Origin of the sequence: Pantoea sp. ICBG 1758, assembly GCF_002928325.1 — a bacterium.
In the GTDB taxonomy this organism is placed as follows: Bacteria; Pseudomonadota; Gammaproteobacteria; order Enterobacterales; family Enterobacteriaceae; genus Pantoea; species Pantoea eucrina.
On the sequence record NZ_POWL01000001.1, the window covers coordinates 1,732,522 to 1,754,476 of the forward strand.

At 60.1% G+C, this 21,955-nt stretch carries 21 protein-coding genes; 6 read left to right on the forward strand and 15 right to left on the reverse strand.

The window, feature by feature from the left end; genetic code table 11:
- Positions 1-101 precede the first annotated feature (101 nt).
- The 10 genes from purF to C1Y41_RS08365 all read right to left on the reverse strand — a co-directional run bounded on the left by purF (position 102) and on the right by C1Y41_RS08365 (position 10,211).
- The gene (purF, locus tag C1Y41_RS08320; protein WP_094111116.1) at positions 102-1,619 is read right to left on the reverse strand and encodes an amidophosphoribosyltransferase; all 1,518 of its coding nucleotides are present in this window, start codon (positions 1,617-1,619) and stop codon (positions 102-104) included.
- A gap of 36 nt (positions 1,620-1,655) precedes the next feature.
- Positions 1,656-2,141 (reverse strand): colicin V production protein, encoded by a 486-nt coding sequence (gene cvpA, locus C1Y41_RS08325; RefSeq protein WP_039379104.1) that lies wholly within the window; start codon positions 2,139-2,141, stop codon positions 1,656-1,658.
- A 249-nt stretch (positions 2,142-2,390) separates the two neighbouring features.
- Positions 2,391-3,152 carry a cell division protein DedD gene (gene dedD, locus C1Y41_RS08330; RefSeq protein WP_104085233.1) on the reverse strand — a complete coding sequence of 254 codons (762 nt, stop codon included), beginning with the start codon at positions 3,150-3,152 and terminating at the stop codon, positions 2,391-2,393.
- A complete protein-coding gene (folC, locus tag C1Y41_RS08335; RefSeq protein ID WP_039379108.1) occupies positions 3,142-4,410 on the reverse strand; it encodes a bifunctional tetrahydrofolate synthase/dihydrofolate synthase in 1,269 nt (422 codons plus the stop codon). Before folC ends, dedD begins: the two co-directional genes overlap by 11 nt.
- A gap of 171 nt (positions 4,411-4,581) precedes the next feature.
- Positions 4,582-5,490, reverse strand: a complete 909-nt coding sequence (gene accD, locus C1Y41_RS08340) for an acetyl-CoA carboxylase, carboxyltransferase subunit beta (protein ID WP_039379111.1) — start codon at positions 5,488-5,490, stop codon at positions 4,582-4,584.
- Positions 5,491-5,622: 132 nt separating this feature from the next.
- On the reverse strand, positions 5,623-6,285 hold the full coding sequence (locus C1Y41_RS08345) for a DedA family protein (protein WP_104085234.1): 663 nt from the start codon (positions 6,283-6,285) through the stop codon (positions 5,623-5,625).
- 34 nt (positions 6,286-6,319) lie between these two features.
- Entirely contained in the window at positions 6,320-7,126 is an 807-nt protein-coding gene (gene truA / locus C1Y41_RS08350) for a tRNA pseudouridine(38-40) synthase TruA (protein ID WP_039379116.1), read from the reverse strand.
- Positions 7,126-8,136 carry an aspartate-semialdehyde dehydrogenase gene (locus tag C1Y41_RS08355; protein ID WP_104085235.1) on the reverse strand — a complete coding sequence of 337 codons (1,011 nt, stop codon included), beginning with the start codon at positions 8,134-8,136 and terminating at the stop codon, positions 7,126-7,128. The genes truA and C1Y41_RS08355 overlap by 1 nt, the downstream gene beginning before the upstream one ends.
- A 92-nt stretch (positions 8,137-8,228) precedes the next feature.
- Positions 8,229-9,380 carry a 4-phosphoerythronate dehydrogenase PdxB gene (gene pdxB / locus C1Y41_RS08360; protein WP_104085236.1) on the reverse strand — a complete coding sequence of 384 codons (1,152 nt, stop codon included), beginning with the start codon at positions 9,378-9,380 and terminating at the stop codon, positions 8,229-8,231.
- A gap of 57 nt (positions 9,381-9,437) precedes the next feature.
- Positions 9,438-10,211, reverse strand: coding sequence for a helix-turn-helix domain-containing protein (locus C1Y41_RS08365; protein WP_104085237.1), 774 nt, complete (start codon positions 10,209-10,211; stop codon positions 9,438-9,440).
- A gap of 93 nt (positions 10,212-10,304) precedes the next feature.
- On the opposite strand from C1Y41_RS08365, the gene C1Y41_RS08370 reads away from it, so the two are divergent.
- Entirely contained in the window at positions 10,305-11,195 is an 891-nt protein-coding gene (locus tag C1Y41_RS08370) for a DMT family transporter (RefSeq protein WP_104085238.1), read from the forward strand.
- On the opposite strand, the gene C1Y41_RS08375 is transcribed toward C1Y41_RS08370, so the two are convergent.
- Entirely contained in the window at positions 11,182-12,558 is a 1,377-nt protein-coding gene (locus tag C1Y41_RS08375; RefSeq protein WP_104085239.1) for a sensor histidine kinase, read from the reverse strand. The genes C1Y41_RS08370 and C1Y41_RS08375 overlap by 14 nt on opposite strands.
- A complete protein-coding gene (gene tctD / locus C1Y41_RS08380; RefSeq protein ID WP_104085240.1) occupies positions 12,549-13,220 on the reverse strand; it encodes a transcriptional regulator TctD in 672 nt (223 codons plus the stop codon). The genes C1Y41_RS08375 and tctD overlap by 10 nt, the downstream gene beginning before the upstream one ends.
- A gap of 120 nt (positions 13,221-13,340) precedes the next feature.
- Here tctD and C1Y41_RS08385 point away from each other — a divergent pair, with 120 nt between their 5' ends.
- From C1Y41_RS08385 to flk, 4 genes are all read left to right on the forward strand, one after another.
- The gene (locus C1Y41_RS08385) at positions 13,341-14,318 is read left to right on the forward strand and encodes a tripartite tricarboxylate transporter substrate binding protein (protein WP_039379130.1); all 978 of its coding nucleotides are present in this window, start codon (positions 13,341-13,343) and stop codon (positions 14,316-14,318) included.
- 11 nt (positions 14,319-14,329) lie between these two features.
- Positions 14,330-14,761 carry a tripartite tricarboxylate transporter TctB family protein gene (locus tag C1Y41_RS08390; RefSeq protein ID WP_039379131.1) on the forward strand — a complete coding sequence of 144 codons (432 nt, stop codon included), beginning with the start codon at positions 14,330-14,332 and terminating at the stop codon, positions 14,759-14,761.
- Between the two features lie 12 nt (positions 14,762-14,773).
- Complete coding sequence (locus C1Y41_RS08395) at positions 14,774-16,282, forward strand: tripartite tricarboxylate transporter permease (RefSeq protein ID WP_094111107.1); 1,509 nt, start codon at positions 14,774-14,776, stop codon at positions 16,280-16,282.
- A gap of 119 nt (positions 16,283-16,401) precedes the next feature.
- The gene (gene flk, locus C1Y41_RS08400) at positions 16,402-17,433 is read left to right on the forward strand and encodes a flagella biosynthesis regulator Flk (RefSeq protein WP_104085241.1); all 1,032 of its coding nucleotides are present in this window, start codon (positions 16,402-16,404) and stop codon (positions 17,431-17,433) included.
- 1 nt (position 17,434) lies between these two features.
- Here the strand turns inward: flk and C1Y41_RS08405 are convergent, their stop codons facing one another.
- Entirely contained in the window at positions 17,435-17,878 is a 444-nt protein-coding gene (locus C1Y41_RS08405; RefSeq protein ID WP_104085242.1) for a rhodanese-like domain-containing protein, read from the reverse strand.
- An 86-nt stretch (positions 17,879-17,964) separates the two neighbouring features.
- On the opposite strand from C1Y41_RS08405, the gene C1Y41_RS08410 reads away from it, so the two are divergent.
- Positions 17,965-19,401, forward strand: coding sequence for a PLP-dependent aminotransferase family protein (locus tag C1Y41_RS08410; RefSeq protein ID WP_104085243.1), 1,437 nt, complete (start codon positions 17,965-17,967; stop codon positions 19,399-19,401).
- On the opposite strand, the gene C1Y41_RS08415 is transcribed toward C1Y41_RS08410, so the two are convergent.
- Both C1Y41_RS08415 and fabB read right to left on the reverse strand, forming a co-directional pair.
- Positions 19,364-20,536 (reverse strand): arabinose transporter, encoded by a 1,173-nt coding sequence (locus tag C1Y41_RS08415; protein WP_039379142.1) that lies wholly within the window; start codon positions 20,534-20,536, stop codon positions 19,364-19,366. The genes C1Y41_RS08410 and C1Y41_RS08415 overlap by 38 nt on opposite strands.
- Before the next feature lie 175 nt (positions 20,537-20,711).
- A complete protein-coding gene (gene fabB, locus C1Y41_RS08420; protein ID WP_104085244.1) occupies positions 20,712-21,932 on the reverse strand; it encodes a beta-ketoacyl-ACP synthase I in 1,221 nt (406 codons plus the stop codon).
- Positions 21,933-21,955: the final 23 nt, after the last annotated feature.

Genomic DNA, 21,955 nt, shown 5'->3' on the forward strand with positions numbered 1-21,955 from the left:
AGCCTGCCACAGGCAAAAATGCGCTGGCGCCCGGTGAAAAAGCGCAAAACAGACGGGGCAGACTTTCGCCTGCCCCGCGGGAGTGCCGGATAAAAGCTCAATCAGCCTTCGTTATGGATCTCCAGCCCTTCCACTTCGTTCTGACGCTGCAGCGCTTTGGCGTCGTCGTTACGCAGCGACTGCAGATACTCGAGGTATTGCTGATCCACATCCTTAGTGACGTAAACGCCGTTGAAGACGGAGCACTCAAACTGCTCAATGTCCGGATTCTCTTCGCGTACCGCTTCGATCAGATCGTTCAGATCCTGGAAGATCAGCGCATCCGCCTTAATCAGCTTGCGGATCTCCTCCACCTCACGGCCATGGGCAATCAGCTCGGTAGCGCTTGGCATGTCGATGCCATAGACGTTTGGAAAGCGGATCTCCGGTGCAGCCGACGCGAGATAAACCCGTTTAGCACCCGCCTCGCGCGCCATCTCGATAATCTGTTCAGAGGTCGTACCGCGCACGATAGAGTCATCCACCAGCAGCACATTTTTATCGCGGAACTCTGCACGGTTGGCGTTGAGCTTACGGCGAACGGCGCTGCGGCGCAGATGCTGGCCCGGCATGATAAAGGTACGGCCCACATAGCGGTTTTTCACAAATCCCTGACGGTAGGGCTTGTTCAGGATGCGCGCAATCTCCAGCGCGGTATCGGTCGAGGTTTCCGGAATCGGAATCACCACGTCGATATCGAGATCTTCCCACTCCCGGGCAATTTTTTCCCCGAGCTTGGTGCCCATGCGCACGCGCGCACTATAGACGGAAATCTTATCCAGGAAAGAGTCCGGGCGGGCAAAATAGACATATTCAAACAGGCAGGGATTACTTTTCGGGTCCTCTGAACACTGGCGGGTCGAAAGCTGGCCCTGTTCAGTGATATAGACCGCTTCACCCGGCGCAACGTCACGAATGAACTCAAATCCCAGCGTATCCAGCGCCACGCTCTCCGAGGCAACCATATACTCTGTGCGGCCATCCTGCATGTCGCGCTTGCCGAGCACCAGTGGACGAATCCCGTTCGGATCGCGAAACGCCACCATACCGTGTCCGATAATCATCGCCACCACGGCATAAGCGCCACGCACCTGCTGATGCACTGCCGCTACCGCGGCAAAAATGGTTTCCGCATCGAGCGGATAGTGCTGAAAGCGATCCAGCTCCTGCGCAAAAATGTTGAGCAGGATCTCTGAATCGGAGGTGGTATTAACGTGACGGCGACCGGTCTCAAACAGCTGTTTGCGCAGCTCATGCGCATTGGTGAGATTGCCGTTATGCGCCAGCGTAATACCGTAAGGGGAGTTAACGTAAAATGGCTGCGCTTCAGAGGCGCTGGAGCTGCCGGCGGTAGGGTAACGCACGTGGCCGATACCGATATTGCCCTGCAAACGCTGCATGTGGCGCGCTTCAAACACGTCGCTGACCAGACCATTTGCTTTGCGCAGACGGAAGCAGTTCAGCGCATCGATAGTACAAATGCCGGCGGCATCCTGTCCGCGGTGCTGCAGCACCGTTAACGCGTCATAGATCGACTGGTTTACTGGCATAAAACCGGTGATACCAACAATACCGCACATATTGTCATTTCCTCATTAGCCGCACTCCCGATGGTGTCACCGGGGTAAAAAACTTGACGTGCTTTTCAGGTAATCAAAAAACCACCTGATGATATAACTGAACTGGGGAATGAGCTGAGACTGTTGCCAGTCCGGGCTTTTTGAAAAGCCGGTGAATGTATCAAGGAAGAAAAGAATGGCGGAAACAATCAGCACGCCACGTAACGCCCCGAAACAGACCCCCAACACCCTGTCGGTTCCCGACAAGCCGGTTTTCTCAACCAGCGAGCCGATCACATAGTTCACGATGGCACCCACAATCAGGGTGGCAACGAATAACACCGCAATTGCGATGCCGTTGCGAACCAGTTCGTCGTTAAAACCTGTAAACCAGACTGCCAGGTAGGCGTAGTAATGACTGGCGACAAAAAACGCGCATCCCCAGGTAACAAGAGATAAGGCTTCCCGGACAAACCCGCGAATCAGGCTGACCAGAGCCGAAAAACCAACTACCGCAATAATGACGTAATCAATCCAGATCATGAACGCTTCCAGTACAGTGCTTCGCACCCCTGCATCCAGTTCGGGGCGCATTCTAACAGAAAAAGAAAACGTTTGCGTAGCCTTTTCCTGTTCGCAGTGATGAAAAAGGGCGAGGAAAAATAATTCCTTCGCCCGTTACTATCAGCAATATTTAAATAGCTGATTTTAAAGTTAATTAACTGCTTTAACCCGGCATTTACGCGCTATAAGCCACGCCTGTTACTGCTATCGGCGTGGCTTATCAGCCTGTCAGCGCACGCTATAGGGTTTCACCACGCCGCCCAGTCCGGAAACGCTCTGCAGCTCGCTCAGCGAACTTTGCAGCTTCGCTTTAGAGGCGTCAGGTCCGACGTAGATACGGGTGATTTGCCCCTGCACCGGCGATGACGGCACGGTAAAGGCGCGGTAGCCAGAGAGCCGCAGCTTCGCCACAATCTCGTCCACTTTCGCAGCGTTCTTCAGTGCGCCAAGCTGTACCACATACGCCTGCCCCGCTGGCGCGCTGGCTGGCTTCGACGTTTCTGCCGGCTTGCTCTGCTCCGCTGCTTTTGGCTGCTCTGCGGGTTTTGGCGTCTCCACCGGCTTCGGCTTCGGTTGCTCTGCCGGCTTCGGCCTGCTCTGCTCGGTGGTTTTAGGTTTCGTCTGCTCAGCCGGTTTCTGCTGGGTTCTGGGCTGCGTCTGCTGATGCACCGCCGGTGGCGTGACTACGCTCGGCTGGCTGTTCTGCACCGGCTGCGCGCTGCCGCTGACGGCCGGATTTTGCGTGGCCTGAGTGGTCGCTGACTGCTGCGCAGCACCGGCACCTTCCGGCGGCTGCGACGGCAGCGGCTGCGTGACCGGCGGCACCATTTCGCTATCCTGCTGATCGTCAGGTTTTGGCACCAGCGGAATCGCTGCAAACTCTTCCTTATAATGCTTTTTCTTACCGTCCAGCAGGCCCGGCAGCACAATGACACCAATCGCCACCAGGATCACCGTGCCCACTAACCGATTTTGAAACTTACTCGCCACTGCCGTTCTCCGCTGCCATCGATTCCATAACCTGTGCTACGGTGTGAAATGACCCACACACCAGAATCACATCCTGCCGGCTGGCCTGCGCACGCGCCGCCCGCCACGCCGCATCAACGCTGGTATACGCCGTACCGCTCTCCAGATGCGCAAGCAGCTCCTCTGCCGATGCGCCACGCGGACCCGCCAGCGGCGCGCAGTACCAGTGCGTCACCTGCGGCGCCAGCGCAGCGAGCGTACCGGCAATATCTTTGTCGTGCAGCATACCCGCTACCGCATGAACCGTTCCGCCCGCGGGCAGCGCTGCCAGACGCGACGCCAGCCAGGCAGCCGCGTGCGGGTTGTGCGCGACGTCCAGAATCACCTGCGGCGCATGGCTTATGGTCTGGAAACGCCCTGCCAGTACCGCCTGCGGCAGATGCGCGCGGATAATGGCGTCAGGCACCTGCAGACCCGATGCGCGTAACGCAGCCAGCGCCGTGGCCGCATTCGGCAGCGGCACCTGCGGCAGCGGCAGATCGCGCAGCTCACCCTGCGCATCCTGCAGCATCCAGCTATCACTACCGCCCTGCCACTGCCAGTCGCGATTGACCTGATGCAGCACGGCACCGGTCTCTGCTGCCACCGCAGCGATGCTTGCCGGCATCTCCGCTTCGCCCACTACGGCAGGTTTACCGGCGCGGAAAATACCCGCTTTCTCCCGCCCGATACTCTCGCGGTCGGGGCCAAGCCAGTCCGTGTGATCGAGTGCGATACTGGTGATCACCGCCACATCACTGGCAACAATGTTGGTGGCATCAAGACGGCCACCCAGTCCGACTTCGAGGATCACCACGTCAAGATTCGCCTGGCGGAACAGATTAAGCGCAGAGAGCGTGCCAAATTCAAAATAGGTGAGCGAGGTATCACCACGCCCCGCCTCGATTTCAGCAAAGCTGGCGCTGTGCTGCGCCTCCGGCAGCTCCGCACCCTGCACGCGTACGCGCTCGGTGTAGCGCACCAGATGCGGCGAACTGTAGACGCCCGTACGGTAGCCTGCTGCCATCAGCAGCGTTTCCAGCGTGCGGCAGGTGGTGCCTTTGCCGTTGGTGCCGGCGACGGTAAAGATAAAGGGAGCGGGTTTCAGCAGGTCAAGCTGCGCGGCAACGCGCTGAATACGATCCAGACCCAGTTCAATCGCCTGTGAGTGAAGATGCTCAAGATAGTGAAGCCACGTGGCCAGCGGCGACGTGCCCTGAGGAGGCTGATGCGTGTTCATGAGTCCCGTCTGTTGCGTAGTACAGCTCATCGTTCAGCGCAGCGGCGGAAAGAGAGGCCTGCGCGCGGCTGATGGCTATCAACAGGCAGGAACCGGCACGGCTGCTCACTGAATAATGGGATGTACGGAATGAAAGTAAAAAGGCGCATCGCTGCGCCTTTCGGTTGCCTGTCAGGCGTCGTTGCTTTCTGGTTCCACCACCACCGGTGGCTCGCCATCCAGCTGCGGAGCCGGCAGGTTCATCATTTTTGCCAGCAGGCTGGCCAGCTTAAAGCGCATTTCCGGACGACGGATGATCATGTCGATCGCGCCTTTTTCAATCAGGAACTCACTGCGCTGGAAGCCCGGCGGCAGCTTTTCACGTACCGTCTGCTCAATCACGCGTGGACCGGCAAAACCGATCAGCGCTTTTGGCTCCGCCACGTTGAGATCGCCCAGCATCGCAAAGCTGGCAGAAACGCCACCCATGGTCGGGTCAGTCAGCACGGAGATATAAGGCAGACCGCGCTCCTGCATTTTCGCCAGGGCCGCACTGGTTTTTGCCATCTGCATCAGCGACTGCAGCGCTTCCTGCATACGTGCACCGCCGCTGGCCGAGAAGCAGATCAGCGGGCAGTTATCTTCCAGCGCCTGCTCTACGGCACGCACAAAGCGCGCGCCCACGACTGAGCCCATCGAGCCGCCCATAAAGGCAAACTCAAACGCCGCCGCCACAACCGGCATGCCGTGCAGCTGGCCTTTCATGACGATCAGCGCATCTTTTTCGCCGGTGTCTTTCTGGGCCGCTACCAGACGATCCTTATACTTTTTGGAGTCGCGGAACTTGAGCAGATCTTTTGGCTCCAGCTCGCTTCCCAGCTCAACCATCGACCCTTCATCCATCAGGCTATGCAGACGCTCGCGCGCGTGCATACGCATGTGGTGGTCGCACTTCGGGCAGACCTCAAGGTTGCGCTCCAGCTCGGCGCGGTAGAGCACCTGACCACAGCTGTCGCACTTGGTCCACACCCCTTCCGGGATGCTGGCTTTGCGCGTAGGCGTCGTGGTGCTTTTATTCAGTATGCGTTCAATCCAGCTCATTGATGACCTTTCTGTTTAATGCTGACCTGGTCCAGTCTTTTCGTTACTGCTGAAATCACCTTCAGCAGGCCGTAAATGTCGCTCATTAAACCACAACCTGTTCACGCTGTGGATAAAAATCTGGTGACGGGCTTACTGCGATTTCTGCTGACGCGCCTGACGGCGATGACGCCATACTTCAATCACGCCTGGCAGTATCGATACCACGATAATGCCGACAATCAGCAGCTTGAGGTTCTCCTGCACCACCGGCAGATCGCCAAACAGATAGCCGGCATAGGAGAACAGCAGTACCCACAACAGCGCGCCCGTAACGTTGAAGAGCGCAAAGTGGCGATAGGACATATGTCCCATACCCGCCACGAAGGGGGCAAAGGTTCGCACGATTGGCACAAAGCGCGCAAGTATAATGGTTTTACCGCCGTGGCGATCGTAGAACGAATGGGTTTTATCGAGATAGCTGCGGCGGAAGATTTTAGACTGCGGATTACTGAACAGCTTCTCACCAAACAGGCGGCCAATGGTGTAGTTCACCGCATCGCCGAGAATAGCAGCGATAACCAGCAGCGTGACCATCAGGTGCACGTTTAAGTCGTTGCCCGGTAAGGCAGCAAGCGCGCCTGCCACAAACAGCAGCGAATCACCCGGCAGGAATGGCGTCACCACCAGACCGGTCTCGCAAAACAGGATCAGGAACAGGATGGCGTAGATCCAGATGCCATACTGCGCCACCAGTTCGGCCAGGTGCACATCAATGTGCAGAATAAAATCGACAACAAAATGGATAAACTCCATACCAGCTAACTCCCTGACACCCTACGGTTAAAAATTAATCTGCGAGGAACAGTGGTCCCGGCGCAGGCTGTGGTAACGCAAAATGGGACGGGTAATCCACCGCCACCAGGTATAACCCTTCCGCTTTCGCGGTTGCCGCTGCCAGCGTGCGATCTTTTGCCGCCAGCAGATCCGCTATCCAGCTCTCCGGCTGATTGCCATTGCCAACCTCTATCAGGCTGCCGACGATGTTACGCACCATATGGTGCACGAAGGCGTTCGCTTTGATATCGACAATGACAAATGCCCCCTGCCGTATGACGTTCAGATGGATCACGTTACGCCATGGCGTACGCGACTGGCACTGAACGGCACGAAACGAGGTGAAGTCATTTTCACCCAGCAGATGCTGACCGGCACGCTGCATTTTCTCTGCGTCCAGCGGATGGTAGTAGTGCGTCAGCCCGTTGCCGAGAATAGCCGGGCGCAGCCGCTGATTATAAATCACATAGCGGTAGCGTCGCGCGGTCGCGCTGAAGCGCGCGTGAAAGCTCTCCGGCACCGCTTTTACCCAGCGTACGGCGATATCATCCGGCAGATTGGCATTGACCCCCAGCGTCCAGGCGCTGTCAGCGCGCCGGGAAGTGGTTTCAAAATGCACTACCTGACCGGTGCCGTGTACGCCTGCGTCTGTCCGCCCGGCGCAAAACACGCTGACGTCATGGTTCGCTACTTTCGCCAGCGCTTTCTCCAGCTTCTCCTGCACGCTGCGTACTTCATTTTGCCGCTGCCAGCCATAGTAGCGGCTGCCGTCATACTCAATGCCCAGCGCCAGCTTCAGGGTTGTCGCCTCCGCCTGCATCAGTAGAAATACTCCTGCACCAGCTTCTCCGCCGTTTTCACTGCCATCAGCGCGCCGCCAAAGCGTACGTTATCCGCCACCGACCAGAACTGCAGCAGCTCCGGAATGCCGTAGTCGTTGCGCAGGCTGCCAATGCTCAGCACTTCATTACCGGAGGCGTCGCCCACCTGCGTCGGGTAATCCCCCTCTTCGCTCAGGCTGATATCTTCCGCACGCGCCAGTTCATCACGTGCCTCTTCGGCAGAGAGCGGACGCAGATTTTCCAGATAAACGATTTGCGCATTACCGTAAAACACCGGCGCCTGCACGCTGCTGACGGCAATCGGCAGTCCCTCATCCTGCAGCACTTTACGCACCTGCTCCACGACGCGACGTTCACTTGCCACGCTGCCGCTGCTGTCTGCCTGCTGCGGCAGCAGGTTAAATGCCAGCTGACGGCCAAAATAGTGTTCATCAGGCGGAATGCCATTCAGCAGGCGCGCACTCTCGCCTGCCAGTCCATCCACGGCAGCTTTGCCCTGGCTGGATACTGACAGCAGGTTTGTTACCTGAATGCGGCTCAGCCCGGCGGTTTCAACCAGTGGCTTGATGGCGCATAACAGCTGGCTTACCAGTGCATCCGCCACGCTGATAATATTACGGTTACGGTAGTCCGCCAGTGCCTGCGGGTTCACATCCGGTACCACCAGCGGCACATCCGGCTCCAGCGCGAACAGATCGCTGCTGTCGATCACCAGGCATCCCTGGCTCGCCGCCTCTTCTGCGTAGCGGGCTGACGCCTCGCGACCGGCAGTGAAAAACGCCAGCTGCGCCTGGGTCCAGTCGAACTCAGCCGCATCCTGTACGCGCACCGAACGGCCGGCAAAACGCAGTGTTTCACCCGCGCTGTTTTCGCTTGCCAGCAGATGGATCTCACCAACCGGGAACTGGCGTTCCGCCAGCAGTTCCAGTACAGCGTTTCCTGTGGCGCCTGTTGCGCCCAGTAGCGCAATATTCCAGCCGTCAGACATGTTGGTTTACTCCAGACAATGACATAAAAACAGAAGGCGGTAATGATACCGCCTCATAATTCAGATTCGTTCCCGCTGTGCGCCGTGGCGCATCATTCCGGGAGAGAGGATGGCTGCCCCTGCAGGCTGACGCGAAAGCCCAACTGCTTCAGCATGCTGGCGCTGGCAGCGTTGTCGCAGATCACCTGCAGCGAAGACCACTCACGGCGCTCTTCGTACTGCCGGCGCAGCCGGTCAAACTCCCCCGGCTGGCCTGCTGCTTTACGCAGCGGCGCGTCGTCGCGGCGCACATCATACACCAGGTGTGCCAGTCGTTTCAGCGTTGCCTGATCGAGTTCACCGTGCAGCGTGATGCTGCTGAACTCCGGCGGCGGCAGCAGACTCTCCAGCGCCACCTGCTGCGGCTGGCCGATAAACGCGCTCCAGGCTTCAAAGACCTGCGTCGTGCCACGCGCTTTACCCTCCAGCGTGTAGCCTGCGATATGGGCGGTAGCGATATCCACGCGCGCCAGCAAATCGAGACTGAGATCGGGTTCCGGCTCCCATACATCCAGTACCACGCGCAGATCGCCACGCATTTTCAGCACTTCCAGCAGCGCAGCGTTGTCAACCACCGGACCGCGGCAGGCGTTAATCAGAATGGTATCGGGCCGCAGCGCCATCAGCAGCGCCGCATCCGCCAGGTGCCAGCTTTTATAGCGCCCCTCTTTGTTGAGCGGCGTATGAAAAGTCAGGATATCCGCCTGTGCCACCAGCGTTTCCAGCGTATGAAACGGTCCGGTATCGCCACGATCGGCACGGGGCGGATCGCACAGCAGCGTTTTAACGCCCCAGGCTTCCAGTCGCGCCTGCAGACGGCTGCCGACGTTACCCACGCCCACGATGCCCACGGTGCGATCGCGCAGCGCAAAGCCGTCACGTTCAGCCAGCAGCAGCAGCGCAGAGAAGACATATTCCACCACGGCGATAGCGTTGCAGCCTGGTGCGGCAGAGAAGCCGATGCCGGCTGCCTGTAGCGAGGCCTGATCCACGTGATCGGTGCCCGCGGTGGCAGTGCCGACAAATTTTACCGGCGTGTCCGCCAGCAGCGCCGCATTGACCGGGGTGACCGAGCGCACCATCAGCGCGCTGGCATCGCGCAGCTCCGCTTCAGGCAGCGGACGGCCCGGTACGGCAACCACCTCACCGGTGCGGCTGAAGAGTTCACGGGCATAGGGCATGTTTTCATCAACGAGAATTTTCACGGCGGTGGTCCTGTCTGCGGGAAATGAACGCCGGCTAGTGTGCCACAAAGGCGGCTGTTAGCCTAACCGGCTGCGATAGCGTTCCGGGGAGGTGCCCGCCTGCTGCTGAAACATAACAATCAGCGCCGAGGCGGAGCTATAGCCGAGTTCATGAGCGATAGCCTGCACGCTCTTGCCCTGCTCCAGCAGCGCAAGCGTGCGCAGAAAACGCAGCCGCTGCCGCCACTCGCTAAAGGACATTTTCAGCTGCTGCTGGCAGCGCCGCGCCAGCGTACGTTCTGTGGTAAACACGCGCTGCGCCCACTGCGCCAGCGTGGTGTTATCGCCGGGATTGGCCTCCAGCGCACGCAGTACCGGCGCAAGAAACTTATCATCTGAGGCGGGCAGATAGCTGGTATGCGCGGGTGCCTGGCGCAGGCGATCCAGCAGCACATCACACAGGCGCCACTCCGCCTCGCTCTGCGGCTGCGCCAGCGCGCGCTGCGCGAACTCATTCATAATCGCATGCGTTATCGCATCCGCCGTCAGCAGGCAGGCGCGCGTTGGCAGGCCGTGACACAGTTCTGCTGCCAGATTCAGGGTACGAAACTGTGCCTGACAGTGGTTATAGCTGCTGTGTCGCTGGCCGGGAGGGATCCATACCGGCATCTCAGCCGGGGCCAGCAGGCGCTCGCCTTCAATGTCCAGCTCCAGCACGTGGCGGGTAACAAAAATCGCCTGGCCCCACGCATGCTGATGCGGCAGATATTCGGTGCGCGCATGCGTCTGTTCGTAACGCATAAAAATGCGCGGCGCGTCAGCGGGCGGGCAATAGGCAACCTGAATAGTCATTCTGTCCGGTCATTAACAAATATTGTCCGATTTTAACTATCTGTTTTAAACCGGTCAAACGTATGCTGGCGGCACTTTTTTACGGAGCCTGTTATGAATCTGCTGTTCCCTCTCATTGCGGTGCTGATCTGGTCAGTCAACACCATCGTCAGCAAACTCTCGGCTGACGCTATCGATCCTGCTGCGATCTCTTTTTATCGCTGGCTGCTGGCGCTGCTGGTGCTGACCCCGTTCTGCCTGCCCGGCGCATGGCGGCACCGGCGCACAATAAAAAGTCACCTCGGTCAGCTGCTGCTGCTGGGGCTGCTTGGCATGGTGCTCTACCAGAGCCTTGCCTACTATGCGGCACACAGCGTGTCGGCGGTGATGATGGGCATACTCGGCGCCACCATTCCGCTGCTGACGATTCTGCTCAGCCTGCTGGTGCTGCGCCTGGCCCCCACGCGCGGTATTCTGCTGGGCGGGATTCTCTCATTTATCGGACTGGTCTGGCTGGTCAGCGCCGGCAATCCGGCCCAGCTGCTGGCGCAGCGACCCGGCAATGGCGAAGTGATGATGCTGGCGGCCTCCACCTCTTATGCACTCTATGGCGTACTGACCAAACGCTGGGCGATCCCACTCCCCACCTGGCAAAGCCTCTATGTGCAGATTTTCTTCGGTGTTGTGCTGCTGCTGCCGGGCTTTCTGCTCGCGCCGGAGGTCGCGCTGACGCAGCAGAACCTGCCGCTGGTGCTGTTTGCCGGGCTGTTTGCCTCGATCGTGGCGCCCTTTTTGTGGATCCTTGGCGTGCAGCGGCTGGGTGCCAGCACCACCAGTATCTTTATGAACGTGGTGCCGGTATTTACAGCGCTTATTGCGGTGCTGTTTCTGCATGAGCAGCTGCACAGCTATCACTGGATTGGCGGCGGTATTACGCTTACCGGCGTGATCCTGGCGCAGCGGCTGAAGACGCCGCTGCGCCAGCCGGTCATCAGGGAAAGCTGACGGTGACCCGCAGTCCGCCCAGCTGCGGGCTGCGATCGAGACGCAGCCGCGCGCCGTGCCAGGCGCAGATATCTTTCACCAGCGCCAGCCCGATACCCGCACCAGGCTGCCCGCTGGGATCGAGACGTGCAAACGGCTGGAGCGCCTGCTGCTGCTGCGCAGCGTCTATACCGGGGCCGCTGTCTTCAATCTCCAGCTGATGCCCCTGCAGCCGTGCCGTTACCGTTCCCTGCGCCGGCGTATATTTAATCGCATTATCCAGCAGGTTGGCGCACAGTTCAGCCAGCAGCAGCGCGTCTCCCTGTACGCGACACGCCTCTTCGCCCTCGAAACCTAAATCAATCTGCTTGTGCCGCGCGGCGGTATAGCCGCTCAGGCACGCCTGCTGCACAATCTGACTGAGATCAACGCGGGTAAAGGGTTTATCTTCGCCGTGGCGCGCCTTGATCTGCGCCAGCTGCAGCAGCCGGTCAGTCAGCTCTACGGTATCGTTCAGCGTGTGGCGCATGCCCTGCAGGCTCTCACGCCACTGCTGCGGATCGTCACTGCTGAGCGCCACGCTGACCTGGGTTTTCAAAATGGTCAGCGGCGTACGCAGCTGGTGCGACACATCGGCGCTGAAGCGCTCCTGCCGCGCCAGCAGCCCGCGCAGCCGCTCCAGATGCCGGTTAAATGCCACAATCAGCGGCTGCAGTTCTGACCAGGGTACCAGCGACGGCAAGGGCGTCAGCTCTCCTGGCGCACGGCGCAGCATAATCCGCGACAGCCGGCGCAGCGGCCGCAGCACCCGGCGCAGCAGCATCCCCGCCAGCAGCAGCGTGATCAGCACCAGGAAACTCTGGCTGATCAGCGCCGTACGCAGCAGGCTGTCGGCAAAGGCGTGCCGGGAGTTCAGCGTTTCCGCCACCAGCACCAGCGCCATGCCCTCTACCCCCTCTTCATTCACCGGCTGCCATAGCGCCGCCACCCGAATCGGCTGCCTGCGGTAGTGCGCGTCATAAAAGTGCACCAGCGCCGGGTAAGCCTCAGAGAGCGGCGCGTTACGCGGCAGCAGCGGCAGATCGGGGTAGCCGGAGAGCGTATTTCCCTGCGGTGAAATAACCTGATAGAAGAGCTGATCGTTCATATTGCGTTCAAAGCTGTCCAGCACCACCCAGGGCACATCCACTTCCAGATGGCGCTGGCGCACCGCCAGCCTTTCCGCCACGGTGCGCGCTGACGCCAGCAGTGAGCGGTCATAAGCCTGATTCGCTGCCTGCAGCGCGCTCTGATAATGGGTATAAACCGACAGCGCCCACAGCAGCAGCAGCGGTGCGCCCAGCCACAGCAGCAGCTCACCACGCAGCGAGTGCATCAGCCGCACGGCTGCTGCTCCAGGCTGTAGCCGAGCCCGCGCAGCGTCACAATCGCCACATCGCTGCCGGAGAGCTTTTTACGCACCCGATGCACATAGAGCTCAATGCTCTCCGGACTGGCGTCGTCGGCCAGCGTAAACGTCTGCTCATAAAGATGCTGGCGCGATACCGGTCGTCCCGGCCGCTGCATCAGCGTGGAGAGCACGCTCGATTCGCGCGGCGTCAGCGACAGCGGCTTATGATTCAGCAGGAAATAGCCTTCGCTGTCGCGCTCCAGCTGTCCGAGCCGCTGGGTCTGCGCCGTCTGGCCGTGGCTGCGGCGCAGCAGCGCGCGCAGTCGCGCATCCAGCTCATCCAGCTCAAACGGCTTGGTCAGATAGTCATCGGCGCCGCCGTTTAAGCCCTGCACCCGCTGCGCCAGGGTACTTTGCGCCGTCAGCAGCAGCACCGGCACGTTCTGTCCGCGTTTGCGCAGCCGGGCCAGTACTGCCAGGCCATCCAGCCGTGGCAGTGACACATCCAGCACCACCAGCGCGTAGTCCTCACTTTGCAATATATGATCGGCGGCCAGCCCGTCCGCGACCCAGTCGACAGCAAACCCTTTTTGCGTGAGCGCCTTTTGCAGCCATGAGGCCAGTTCAGTGGTGTCTTCCACCAGTAAGAGACGCATATCACATCCTGTCATTTTTGCTGATAGCTGAAAGGTAAATGAAAGGTTACTCCTTTAACAATTCAGCAACCGAAAATGTTCGGTAGCAATCACAATCTGGAAGAATGACTGGAGCGAACCATGAAAAAAACAGGCCTTCTCGTCCTCGCCTCATCCCTGCTGGCTTTTTCAGTAACCTCTGCGCTGGCAGAGGTACCACAGCGCACCGAGTGTATCGCCCCGGCTAAACCCGGCGGCGGCTTTGACCTGACCTGTAAGCTGATCCAGGTCTCCATGCAGGAGACCGGCCAGCTCACCTCGCCCATGCGCGTAACCTACATGCCAGGCGGCGTCGGCGCAGTGGCCTATAACGCCATCATTGCGCAGCGCCCGGCCGAAGCGGGTACGCTGGTAGCCTTCTCCGGCGGGTCGCTGCTTAATCTGTCACAGGGCAAATTTGGCCGCTATTCCGTGGACGACGTGAAGTGGCTGGCCGCCGTCGGCACTGACTACGGCATGGTGGCGGTACGCGCCGACGCGCCGTGGAAAACGCTGGGCGAGCTGATGGAGGCGATGAAAAACGATCCTAATAAAGTCGTCGTAGGCGCCGGCGCCTCCATCGGCAGTCAGGACTGGATGAAAACCGCGCTGCTGGCGCGTGAAGCCGGTATCGATCCGCGCAAAATGCGCTATGTCGCCTTTGAAGGTGGCGGCGAGCCGGTGACCGCGCTGCTTGGCAACCATATTCAGGTGGTGTCCGGTGATATGAGTGAAATGGTGCCACACCTGCAGGGCGGCAAAATGCGCGTGCTGGCGGTGATGAGCGACAAACGTCTGCCGGGAAATCTGGCCGATATCCCCACCGCTAAAGAGCAGGGCTTTAACGTTGAATGGCCGGTGATCCGGGGTTATTACCTGGGTCCTAAAGTCAGCGATGCGGAGTACCAGTGGTGGGAAGATTCGTTTAAAAAACTGGTTGCCACCAAAGAGTTTCAGCAGCAGCGCGACGCGCGCGGCCTGTTTGAATTCAACATGTTTGGCAGCGAGCTGGATGCTTACGTGAAAAAACAGGTCGCTGACTATCGTGAAAAAGCGAAATCGTTCGGGCTGGCGAAATAGCGGAGGCGATAATGAGCGATCGTATTTTTGCCGCCATCTGGCTGGCGCTCTGTATTGCCGGCCTGTTTATCGGCTGGCAGATCCAGAGTGAATATAGCTATGAGCCGGTCGGTCCGCGCCCTTTCCCGCTGCTGCTGCTCGGGCTGATGGCGATCTGCGCCGTCATGATGCTGCTGCGCAAGCCTGATGTCATACAGTGGCCCTCAGCCACCACGTTTAAAAAACTGATTGTCCTGTGCATTCTGCTGATGGCGTATGGCTGGCAGTTCGAACATCTGGGCTTTCCGCTCTGCACGACCCTGCTGACCTTTGGTATCGGCCTGCTGTTTGGTGCGCGCTGGTGGGCGGCGGCGATCTCTGGCGTGGTGATGGGCGTGGCGCTGTTTTACGCCTTCGACCGGCTGCTTGACGTAACGCTGCCGATGGGCAGCTGGCTGAGTTAACAGGAGTCAATAATGGATACCTGGTCTTTTCTGATGCAGGGCTTCGCCGTCGCTATGACGCCGGAGAACCTGATGATCGCCCTGATCGGCTGCTTTATCGGCACCATTGTCGGCTTACTGCCGGGGCTGGGCCCGATTAACGGCGTGGCGATCCTGATGCCGCTGGCGTTTGCTCTGCACCTGCCGGCTGAATCAGCGCTGATCCTGCTGGCTACTGTCTATATCGGCTGTGAATATGGCGGACGTATCTCTTCAATTCTGCTGAATGTGCCGGGTGACGCAGGTGCTATCATGACCGCACTGGATGGCTATCCGATGGCGCAGCAGGGTAAAGCGGGCGTAGCGCTCTCTATCTCCGCCGTTAGCTCGTTTGTTGGCTCCACCATCGCCATCATCGGCATCATTCTGTTTGCCCCGATTCTGGCGAACTGGTCGCTGGCATTTGGTCCGGCGGAATATTTTGCCCTGATGGTGTTTGCCATCGCCTGCCTCGGCAGCATGATGAGCCACAACCCGCTGAAATCGTTCCTGGCCGCCCTGATCGGTCTGAGCATGGCTACCGTGGGCGTCGATGCGAATACCGGTGTTTATCGTTTTACCTTCGACAGCATTCATCTTTCCGACGGCATTCAGTTTGTGGTGGTGGTAATTGGCCTGTTCTCGGTCAGCGAAATTCTGCTGATGCTGGAGTCCACCAGCGGGGGCAAGAAAGTCGCGCGCGCCAGCGGCCGCATGATGTTCAATATGAAAGAAGCGGCCCAGGCAACCGGCGCCACGCTGCGCTCCTCCTTTCTGGGCTTTTTCGTTGGCGTGCTGCCGGGTGCGGGTGCCACTATCGCCAGCGCTATCGCCTATATGACGGAGAAGAAAATCAGCGGCAGTGACCAGTTCGGCAAGGGGGATATTCGCGGCGTGGCAGCACCGGAAGCAGCAAATAATGCCTCGGCGTGTGGCTCATTTATTCCGATGCTGACGCTGGGCATTCCGGGTTCCGGCACCACGGCGGTGATGGTGGGCGCGCTGACGCTCTATAACATCACGCCAGGCCCGGCGATGTTTATCGAACAGCCTGACATTGTCTGGGGCCTGATTGCCGCACTGCTGATCGGCAACGTGATGCTGCTGATCATGAATATCCCGATGATCAATATCTTTGCCCGTATGCTGACCATCCCGCTCTGGTTCCTGGTACCTGCGATCGCCGCCATTTCCGCCGTCGGCGTGTATGCGGTGCACAGCACAACCTTCGACCTGCTGCTGATGGTGGGATTAGGCATCTTCGGCTATATCCTGCGCAAGATGGATTTCCCGATGTCGCCGCTGATCCTCGGCTTTGTGCTGGGGGAAATGCTGGAGCAGAACCTGCGCCGTGCGCTCTCAATCAGTAACGGCAACCTGCCTATTCTGTGGGAGAGTCTCATCTGCAAAGTGCTGCTGGTGCTGGCGGTCGCAGTCCTGGTGGTGCCATTCGTCTGGAAACGCTGGCGTCGCAGCCGCTTCAGAGCGGCAGAGGCGGAATAAATCCGCATCTTCTCGCTTTTCTGATACCAGCCCCCGTGGATTTCCCGGGGGCTTTTGCTATCATATGCCCCTCTTTTTCCGGCGCACCCGGATCTGACTCGTTTTTCAAGGATTCCGCCATGCAACCTCTCAGCGGTCCCGGTGTGCCCGCGGGCGATCGTTCTGCGCTTACCGGTGTTTCCGGCCCGGCCCGCCCCGGCGGTCCGGCTGGCGAACAGCCTCTCTCTCCGGCGCAGCGCACCACGCTGGAACGGCTCATTGTACGCATTATGTCTCTCAGCACTCTGAAAGCGCCTGAGCTGTGGGCGGGCGTACGCCATGAAGTGGGCGTGAAGAGCGATGCTGACTTTCAGTCGCGCCATTTTCCGGCTGCCGAGCAGCACCTTAATCGTCGCCTGAGTCAGGTGCAGGACAATCACGCGACGCGCCAGCTGCTTCAGCAGCTGCAGGATAAGCTGCCGCAGGGCAATAACCGTCAGGCGGTAAGCGACTTTATCCGCCAGCAGTTTAACCAGACGGTGCTGAGTGCGCTGAGCCAGGATCAGCTGCGTCAGGTGCTGACCATGCTGCAGAACGGCCAGATGGCGATCCCGCAGCCGCAGCAGAGCCGCAGTACCGATCGCACGCTGCTGCCGGCGGAGCAGCAGGCGCTGAACCAGCAGGTGACGCGGCTGGCGGCCACGACCGGCGAGTCGCCGGTAAAACTGCTGACCGACGCGCTGAAGCTTGTGAATCTTAAAAGCGGCGATCCGGTGCCGTCGCGGCACTTCCCGCTGCTGACGCAGTATCTGCAGGTGCGCCAGACGCTGGGGCAGCATAGCGCACCCACGCTGCAGCTGCTGGAAAGCTCGCTGAAGCAGCCGCTGAATCGTGATGAACAGCAGCTGCTGCAGGATTACAGCCAGCAGCGTTTTCAGGCGACGCCGCAAACCGTGCTGACCGCCGCGCAGTGTCAGGATCTGCTGAATCAGCTTTTCAGCCGCCGGGCTGAGCGCGGTGAAACGCTGCCGCTGACGGACAGCGTGCGCCAGCCACAACCTATCTGGGCACCGTTTACAGAGATCCTGCCGCGCCCGCTGGCGCAGCGCCCGGCGCTGTCGCTGATAATCGCAGTAGCGGTGGTGCTGTTTCTGCTCTGGCTGCTGGCCTGAGTCAGCAGCCGCACCCGGCCGCAGCACCGTGCTGTGGCCACTCTCCCGCGACGGTTCCCCACGTCAGCGGATGCCCGTCGCGCTTCCAGAAATCCAGCCCGCCAATAAGCTCCTTAACCTGAAACCCCAGTGCCGCCAGTTTCAGCGCCGCTTTGGTTGAGCCATTGCAGCCGATGCCATCACAGTAGGTGATATAGACCTTGCTGCGATCGAGCGCCGCTGTGCTTTGTGCACTGATGGTACGGTGCGGAAACGAACGCGCGCCGCAGATATGTCCTGCAGCATAGTGTTCAGGGCTGCGCGCATCAAAAACGACAATGGCACACTCCCCGCGTGCCAGATCCTCTGCCAGATCCCAGGCATCGGTGTAATAACTCAGCTTCTGCTGCAGATAGGCGTAACTCTCTTCCGCACGGGCGGCGGGATAGTGTAAGACAGCGGACATACTCTTCTCCTGTTGCGATGTGCACCCACTTTACGGCAAATTGGTCTCCGCAATGAGACCCTTTCTGTCAGAGTAATAAGACCATTATGTATCAGGAACTGGCTACGCTTTTTCAGCAGCAGGCGCAGGGTGGACGACGCGAGCGCCTCTGCCGCGCCCTGCGGCAGGCAATCGTCAGCGGCCAGCTGCGCCACGGTGAGAAGCTTCCCTCCAGCCGTCAGCTGGCCGCAGAGCTGTCAGTCGCGCGCGTAACCGCGGAAGCGGCCTACGCGCAGCTGGAAAGCGAAGGTTATCTGCAGCGCCACACCGGACGCGGTACTTTTGTCGCGATTACGCTGGCTCCGCCGCCAGATACGCCGTCAACCCGCCGGGCACCGCACTTCTCGCAGCGTGGCCTGCAGCTGATGGCGACCGGCGGCTGTCAGGATCCGCCCTTCCCCGCCGCGTTTGCCGCCGGATCGCCCGATTTACGGGCTTTCCCGCATACGCAGTGGCGGCGCATCAGCAGCAACGTGCAGCGCCGGCTCGGCAGCCGCGTAATGGGCTACGGCGATCCGCTCGGCTACCTGCCGCTGCGCGAGGCGGTCTCGGAGTATCTGAGCCTGTCGCGCGGTATGCGCTGTCGTCCGGAACAGGTCATCATCCTGACCAGCTCGCAGCAGGCGCTGCAGCTGCTGGCGCTGCTGCTGCTGGATCCGGATGATGAGGTGTGGCTGGAGGATCCCGGCTATCCGGGGGCGCGTAACGCCTTTCTTGCCGCAGGCGCGCACTGCCGTGCGATGCCGCTGGATGAGCACGGTGCGGTCCCGCTCTCCGGTCGCGCCCGGCTGGTTTACCTGACGCCCGGGCATCACTATCCAACCGGTATAGCGATGAGTCTGGCACGGCGGCTGCAGTGGCTGGCGTGGGCGCAGCAGCATAACAGCTGGCTGATTGAAGATGATTACGACAGCGAATTTCATTACGGTGATCGGCCTGCTCCGGCGCTGCAGGGCATGACGAGCGACAGCAGGGTTATCTCACTGGGGACCTTTTCCAAAACCCTGTTTCCCTCCCTGCGCCTGGCGTGGATGGTGGTACCGCCGCAGCTGACTGAGCCGCTGGGCCGGGCGCGCAGCGTGCTGGATGGCCATAGCGCGCTGCTGCCGCAGGCTATCACCGCTGAATTTCTGCAGCAGGGCCATTTTGCCAGCCATCTGCGGCTGATGCGGCAGCTCTATTACTACCGGCGCAACCGGCTTCTGGAAGAGATTCATAGCCGTATGCAGCCGTGGCTGCGCCCGCTTCCGGCAAACGGTGGTCTGCAACTGGCCGTCTCGCTGCTGCAGGGCAATGAGGCAGCGCTGACACAGCGGGCAGCGGCAGCGGGTCTGCTGCTGCCGCCTCTCTCACCGCTCTGCCATACAGCTGCACCGCAGCCCGGCTGGCTGCTCGGCTTTGCAGCGCTGACGCCGGCTGAGATCGCCGGCGCCTGCGATAAGCTGGTTATGCTGCTGGCGCGCGAAGCACGCAGCACCAGGTGATAACGGAACCGGCCACGGCACAGAGCGCGCCCGCCAGATAGACGGCGCCATAGCCAGACGCCGTCGCCAGCAGTCCGGTTAGCGGGCCGCTGATCCCATAGGCGATATCCTGAAAGGCAGAGAAAGCGCCCAGGGCAGTACCGCGTATCTGCGGCGCGACGCGACGTACCACTTCAACCCCCAGCGCCGGAAAGATCAGCGAGCAGCCACAGCCGGTGAGGGCCGCCCCCGCCAGCGCCAGCCAGCCTGAGGTGGCAACGGCAAGCAGCAGCAGACCCAGCGCTTCCACCAGCAGTGACACCAGCGCAACCCGGCTCCCGCCATAGCGATCCGGCAGATGACCAAAGAGGATCCGCACCCCGGTAAAAGCGCAGCCAAAGGCGGTGAGCGCAAAGCCGGCGTGTCCCCACGCCTGAGCAGCAAAATAGAGCGAGGTAAAGGTGCCGATTACGGCGAAACCGGCGCCCTGCAGCGCCAGCACCAGCCCCGGTGAAAAAATGGCGCTGATAACGCTCCACAGCGACGGCCGCGTACCGCCGGCAACCGGCACCGCACGGATCCAGCCGTTAACCAGCAGAGCCAGCAGCGGCAGCAGCAGCGCCGCACCGCTGATAGCCAGTAGCCCGCCATGCTGATACATCAGCACTCCCAGCGGAGCGCCTGCCGCCAGCGCGCCATAAATCGCCATTCCGTTCCAGGACATGACCAGACCAGAGCGCCTGGCCCCCGCCAGCCCCAGCCCCCAGGTCAGATTACCGGTCAGCAGCAGGCTTTCCCCTACCCCCAGCAGCAGACGCGCCACTATCAGCAGCATAAAGCGCACGCCGGGTGCGACCGGCAGCAACACGGCGGCGGCATAGGCAGCCCCTGTCAGCGCAATCGTCAGCATACCGTAGCGGGTGGTAGCGCGTGCTCCCTGCTGATCCGCACGCCGGCCGGCAAAACCGCGCGTCAGCAGGGTGGCAATAAACTGACTGCCGGTTGCAATGCCCACCATCAGGTTACTCATGCCCAGTTCCTGATGCACATACAGCGGGATCACCGGCAGTGCCAGTCCGGCGGTCAGATAACTGAGAAACACGGCAAACGAGGTACAGGCGAGCGGCAATACGGACGCGTTAGCGTGAGCGGTCATCTTTGCGCACTCCTTGTCAGCGACGATAGCGCAGGGAAATTACGGGAAGGTAAAACAGGAGTGTATGCAGGTCAAAGCGGGGTTGTCAAAACGGCTCAGGCTGAGCAGAGAAAGCCAGGCTGCCATAGCGGCAGCCTGTGATATCCCGTCAGGGGGCGACGGGACGCGGGCAAATTCAGCCCTGATATTTACGCATGGTCAGCGTGGCGTTGGTGCCGCCAAAGCCGAAGCTGTTGGACATGACCGTGGTCAGCGCTTTTTCCGTTGGCTGCGTCACGATGTTCATCCCTGCTGCGGCCTCGTCCAGATCGTCGATGTTGATGCTCGGCGCGATAAAGCTGTGCTCCAGCATCAGCAGGGTGTAGATCGCTTCCTGCACGCCCGCTGCACCCAGGGAGTGACCGGTCATGGCTTTGGTCGCTGAAATGTACGGGGTGTTGTCACCAAACACTTCACGGATTGCGCCCAGCTCTTTCACATCGCCAACCGGCGTGGAGGTGCCATGCGTGTTCAGATAGTCGATCGGTGCATCGAGGCCCTGCATCGCCATCTTCATGCAGCGCACCGCGCCTTCACCTGACGGCGCAACCATGTCAGCGCCATCAGACGTTGCGCCATAGCCAACAATCTCAGCATAGATATGCGCACCACGTGCCAGCGCATGCTCCAGCTCTTCAACCACAACCATGCCACCGCCGCCGGCGATAACAAAACCGTCACGGTTAGCATCATAGGTGCGCGAGGCTTTCTCAGGCGCATCGTTATATTTGGTCGAAAGTGCGCCCATCGCGTCAAACTCGCAGGACATTTCCCAGGTCAGCTCTTCACCGCCACCGGCAAAGACCACATCCTGTTTGCCCAGCTGAATCTGCTCAACGGCGTTGCCGATGCAGTGTGCTGAGGTGGCACAGGCGGAGCTGATGGAGTAGTTCACGCCATGAATTTTAAACGGGGTCGCGAGGCAGGCAGATACACCTGAGGCCATGGCTTTGGTCACTACATAAGGACCCACGCCTTTCAGGCCGCGCGGACCGCGCATAGCGTCAGCACCGAACACCTGATAGCGCGGTGAACCACCGCCGGAACCGGCGATCAGACCCACGCGCGGATTGTTCTGATACTGCTCGTCAGTCAGGCCTGAATCTTTGACCGCTTCCGCCATAGAAAGATAGGCGTAAACAGAGGCATCACTCATGAAACGCACGATTTTGCGATCGATGAGCCCGTTGGTATCCAGTTTGACGTTGCCCCACACGTGGCTGCGCATACCGGCTTCTTTCATCTCTTCAGAGAAAGTGATACCGGAACGGCCTTCACGCAGAGAAGCCAGCACTTCCTGCTGGTTATTACCAATGCTGGAAACGATACCCAGGCCAGTAATCACTGCACGTTTCATTCAATAGTCCTCATTCCACATCT

What these genes read in the sequence shown, in the direction of transcription:
- purF (WP_094111116.1), bottom strand. Translation starts at nt 1,619, where the DNA reads ATGTGCGGTATTGTTGGTATCACCGGTTTTATGCCAGTAAACCAGTCG.
- cvpA (WP_039379104.1), bottom strand. Translation starts at nt 2,141, where the DNA reads ATGATCTGGATTGATTACGTCATTATTGCGGTAGTTGGTTTTTCGGCT.
- folC (WP_039379108.1), bottom strand. Translation starts at nt 4,410, where the DNA reads ATGAACACGCATCAGCCTCCTCAGGGCACGTCGCCGCTGGCCACGTGG.
- accD (WP_039379111.1), bottom strand. Translation starts at nt 5,490, where the DNA reads ATGAGCTGGATTGAACGCATACTGAATAAAAGCACCACGACGCCTACG.
- C1Y41_RS08345 (WP_104085234.1), bottom strand. Translation starts at nt 6,285, where the DNA reads ATGGAGTTTATCCATTTTGTTGTCGATTTTATTCTGCACATTGATGTG.
- truA (WP_039379116.1), bottom strand. Translation starts at nt 7,126, where the DNA reads ATGCAGGCGGAGGCGACAACCCTGAAGCTGGCGCTGGGCATTGAGTAT.
- C1Y41_RS08355 (WP_104085235.1), bottom strand. Translation starts at nt 8,136, where the DNA reads ATGTCTGACGGCTGGAATATTGCGCTACTGGGCGCAACAGGCGCCACA.
- C1Y41_RS08365 (WP_104085237.1), bottom strand. Translation starts at nt 10,211, where the DNA reads ATGACTATTCAGGTTGCCTATTGCCCGCCCGCTGACGCGCCGCGCATT.
- C1Y41_RS08370 (WP_104085238.1), top strand. Translation starts at nt 10,305, where the DNA reads ATGAATCTGCTGTTCCCTCTCATTGCGGTGCTGATCTGGTCAGTCAAC.
- tctD (WP_104085240.1), bottom strand. Translation starts at nt 13,220, where the DNA reads ATGCGTCTCTTACTGGTGGAAGACACCACTGAACTGGCCTCATGGCTG.
- C1Y41_RS08385 (WP_039379130.1), top strand. Translation starts at nt 13,341, where the DNA reads ATGAAAAAAACAGGCCTTCTCGTCCTCGCCTCATCCCTGCTGGCTTTT.
- C1Y41_RS08390 (WP_039379131.1), top strand. Translation starts at nt 14,330, where the DNA reads ATGAGCGATCGTATTTTTGCCGCCATCTGGCTGGCGCTCTGTATTGCC.
- C1Y41_RS08395 (WP_094111107.1), top strand. Translation starts at nt 14,774, where the DNA reads ATGGATACCTGGTCTTTTCTGATGCAGGGCTTCGCCGTCGCTATGACG.
- flk (WP_104085241.1), top strand. Translation starts at nt 16,402, where the DNA reads ATGCAACCTCTCAGCGGTCCCGGTGTGCCCGCGGGCGATCGTTCTGCG.
- C1Y41_RS08405 (WP_104085242.1), bottom strand. Translation starts at nt 17,878, where the DNA reads ATGTCCGCTGTCTTACACTATCCCGCCGCCCGTGCGGAAGAGAGTTAC.
- C1Y41_RS08410 (WP_104085243.1), top strand. Translation starts at nt 17,965, where the DNA reads ATGTATCAGGAACTGGCTACGCTTTTTCAGCAGCAGGCGCAGGGTGGA.
- C1Y41_RS08415 (WP_039379142.1), bottom strand. Translation starts at nt 20,536, where the DNA reads ATGACCGCTCACGCTAACGCGTCCGTATTGCCGCTCGCCTGTACCTCG.
- fabB (WP_104085244.1), bottom strand. Translation starts at nt 21,932, where the DNA reads ATGAAACGTGCAGTGATTACTGGCCTGGGTATCGTTTCCAGCATTGGT.